Raw genomic sequence first — 2,040 nt, forward strand, 5'->3', positions numbered from 1 at the left:
TATTCTACACCTTGTTGGAGGTTTACACAAAGTTTGGGATGGAGTCACAGCAGCGGATAAAAATTGGCAGTTCCGCCTAAATTTTAGGCAGCACTACCAATTTTTACTTTGCGATTTCGGTGATACTGCCAGATGCTCTGTGCTTGACATTAACCGATCCGTTGCGTTATAATTTTTATACGAAGTTATTTTAGCCGAATCGGGGGCGTAGCTCAGCTGGGAGAGCGTTTGACTGGCAGTCAAGAGGTCATGGGTTCGATCCCCACCGTCTCCACCATACAAAACAGGGACAAGAGATTTTACCTCTTGTCCCTGTTTTGTTCTATCTTACCCGGAAATACCAAACAGCTGTCTGCCGTTTTCGGTTGTAATCCGTTCAACCTCTGCGGCACTCATGCCCTTGATTTCCGCGATAGTCTCAGCCATGCGATGCACATACAGCGAGGAATTACGGCGGCCGCGAAACGGCTCGGGTGCCATGTAGGGCGAATCGGTCTCGATCATCAATCGCTCAATCGGCACTTCACGAATGACTTCCTTCGCTTTTTTGGCATTTTTGAACGTGATAACACCGGTGAATGACAGATAATACCCGAGTTTCAGCAGTTCGCGTGCCATTTCGATGTGACCGGCATAGCAGTGGTACACGCCGATCACATCCGGATACCGACGGGTGATCTCCATGCTGTCGGCGTGCGCATCGCGGTCATGCACGATGACAGGAAGGTGCAGTGCACGCGCCAGCTTCATTTGGCGGGCAAATACAACCTGCTGCCGCGCACGTGCACGCTCGTCTTTTTCCCAGTAATAGTCAAGACCAATTTCGCCGATGGCGCGAACCTTGCTTTCGTTCTGTGCCAGTGCGCGGATGGTCTCCAGATCAGCCTCCCAGCCGTCCTCGATGTTCTCCGGGTGAATACCGACCGCCGCATATAAAAATGGATATTTATTCGCGTAGCTGACCGCTTTGCGCGAGCTTTCCACATCGCAGCCGGGATTGAGAATCAGGCCGACATTGTTCTCGGGCATGGAAGCCAGCAGCGTATCGCGGTCCTCGTCGAACCGTTCATCGTCATAGTGTGCATGTGTATCAAAAAGCATAGTAAACCTTCCTCAAATCCAGCCGAAATGCCTGCAGGCGTTCCAAAGTCCGTCCTTATCCACGTCGGTTGTGATGTAATCCGCTTTCTCCTTGAGCGCGGCGCGGGCATTGCCCATCGCAATCGACAGCCATCCCTGACCGAACATGCAGATGTCGTTCATGCCGTCGCCAAACACCACAATATCCTCATCTGGAATGGATAAAAGCTGCTGAAAATAGCGAATACCTCGCTGTTTTTCCTTCGGCTCAACGAAAATCACATGGGGATTGTACCGCACAAGCGGCAGACCGCCCGCGTCAATATGATTCTCCTCATCAGGCGTGCAGACGTAGTAAACCTTGTACAGATGCTCCAGCCTGTGATAATCAAAATGCGGGTCCCACAGAACAGGGAAGTAGTTCTCCGGTGCATACGGAAGATAATTTTTATCCGTTGTTACGCATAGTTTCTCATTCTCCGGCGACACCGCCCACGGAATACCGGCCTGCTCAAGCCGCTCGATCAGCGCAATGCAGTCGGCCGCCGGCAGCGACTCCATCTCGACAATTTCGCCGTTGTGCGTTACGCTCCAGCCGCCGTCCGCTACAATGTCCGTGAAGCCGTAGCGCGCGGCAACGGCTGCTGCAGATGCCTGCAGCCGTCCGGTCGCAATGGCGGTAAAGTGGCCGTTCGCACGAAGCTGCGCCAGTGCCTTTACTGCGCTTTCCGGCATCATGGTGGTGAGACCGGTGGAAAGCGTGCCGTCAATATCAAAAAAGAAGTATTTTTTGTGCATGTAAAACCCTCAATAACAGAGTGAAGAGCAGAGAGTGCAGAAAACATAAATCTCTACTCTTCACTCTCCACTCTGTTCTTAAGGCAACACCGCACAATTAAAGCGGCGGCTCCTTGTGCAGGCTCCGGTCGCACTGCCGCGGTGCTTTGCGGAAATTTTGTG

2 protein-coding genes and 1 tRNA gene are annotated in these 2,040 nt (G+C 52.4%); 1 reads left to right on the plus strand and 2 read right to left on the minus strand.

Features of this window, described 5'->3' with window-relative positions; all coding sequences use genetic code 11:
- Nucleotides 1-201 precede the first annotated feature (201 nt).
- Nucleotides 202-277: transfer RNA gene (locus PGY33_RS06565), tRNA-Ala, on the plus strand.
- Between the two features lie 50 nt (nt 278-327).
- On the opposite strand, the gene PGY33_RS06570 is transcribed toward PGY33_RS06565, so the two are convergent.
- Both PGY33_RS06570 and PGY33_RS06575 read right to left on the minus strand, forming a co-directional pair.
- Nucleotides 328-1,101 carry a TatD family hydrolase gene (locus PGY33_RS06570; protein ID WP_270477820.1) on the minus strand — a complete coding sequence of 258 codons (774 nt, stop codon included), beginning with the start codon at nt 1,099-1,101 and terminating at the stop codon, nt 328-330.
- A gap of 12 nt (nt 1,102-1,113) precedes the next feature.
- Nucleotides 1,114-1,878 (minus strand): HAD hydrolase family protein, encoded by a 765-nt coding sequence (locus PGY33_RS06575; protein ID WP_117488101.1) that lies wholly within the window; start codon nt 1,876-1,878, stop codon nt 1,114-1,116.
- Between the last annotated feature and the right edge of the window lie 162 nt (nt 1,879-2,040).

Origin of the sequence: Butyricicoccus sp. AF18-9LB, from assembly GCF_027684505.1 — a bacterium.
Taxonomy (GTDB): domain Bacteria; phylum Bacillota; class Clostridia; order Oscillospirales; family Butyricicoccaceae; genus Agathobaculum; species Agathobaculum butyriciproducens.

What these genes read in the sequence shown, in the direction of transcription:
- PGY33_RS06570 (WP_270477820.1), bottom strand. Translation starts at nt 1,101, where the DNA reads ATGCTTTTTGATACACATGCACACTATGACGATGAACGGTTCGACGAG.
- PGY33_RS06575 (WP_117488101.1), bottom strand. Translation starts at nt 1,878, where the DNA reads ATGCACAAAAAATACTTCTTTTTTGATATTGACGGCACGCTTTCCACC.